We start from the raw sequence: 1,135 nt of genomic DNA, 5'->3' as shown, positions 1-1,135 counted from the left end.
TCTTATTTCTTTCTTTTTAGCGAGAACAGCTTGACGCTCTTCTTTCGAATATCTAGGTTTCTTATTAGTCTCTGAAGGTGTAAATAGACTGAAAATAAGTAGTATTTTAGCTTTAAAGTTACTAAAAGATTTATAACCATAAGAAATACGTTTAATAACTTTGATTTTGTTGTTAATTCCCTCTAAAGGGCCATTAGATAGCCCATTGTAATACATAGTATTTTTGATTTGTCTTTTATATTTTCTAAGTGTTTTAATAGCTGTAAACATATATCTAGGTAAAGTAGATTTATCGTTAATTAAAGCTTTAAAACTATCAAAATCATCTTTTTCAAGAGCTTCTCTAAGGTCTTGGATAAGCCAATAACACTTATAAAGCTGAGAATCTTGCTTAATTAAGTAGTTGACAATATCTTGTTCGGTAGTGATGTACTTAAAGTATTTAAACTTCTTGTGGGTACCATTATCTAATTCATTATAGCTAGTAAGAAGATTTTTCCAATAACATTTCAATTGTCTGTATAACTCTTTATTCTTGTCTTTAATACTGTTCATAAATGACACCCTATATTTATTAAAAGCTCTATTAACTAACTGAACAATATGGAATCTATCAATAACTATCTTCGCATTAGGGAAAAGCTCTCTAATAATACTTTTATAACCAGAGTTCATATCAATAACTACTGCCTTAACCTTACAACGCTCTTGATAAGAATAATATAAGAAGTAGTCTTTAATAATCTTGTTAGTTCTCCCCTGAAGTATATTTTGTATTTTATGAGTTAATGCATCTGCATACACGAAGCTCATTTTACTTATACTATCGGAAGTAGAAGACACTTCATCAAAGCACATACAAACAGGTAAGGTTTTAGGTCTTTCTAAAGTTTTAGATAGATCACATTGTATTCTTAATACAGTATTAGTAGATACAGCACAAGATTCAGCTATTTCTTTTAAAGTATTCTCTTTAGACAATCTTTTAATAATACCTGCTCGTAGATTTTTAGAATTATTAGAATACTTTCTTACTTCAGTAGTTTCAGCTGTGAATGATTTACGACAACTTCTACATATAAAACGATGTTTATTTAAGTATAAGATAGCTGGTTTATCAGAAATAGTGGGCATT

1 protein-coding gene is annotated in these 1,135 nt (G+C 28.7%); it reads right to left on the bottom strand.

All coding sequences use genetic code 11. The features are described 5' to 3' along the window. The coding region (locus O5Y44_RS08750; RefSeq protein WP_371466006.1) for an ISL3 family transposase at nt 1-1,135 on the bottom strand (1,135 nt) is incomplete at both ends.

The organism is Gemella sp. 27098_8_155, assembly GCF_041433725.1.
Classification (GTDB): Bacteria; Bacillota; Bacilli; order Staphylococcales; family Gemellaceae; genus Gemella; species Gemella haemolysans_D.
The sequence above is the reverse complement of the archived record's forward strand: the minus strand, read 5'-3'. Positions and strand labels throughout refer to the sequence as shown.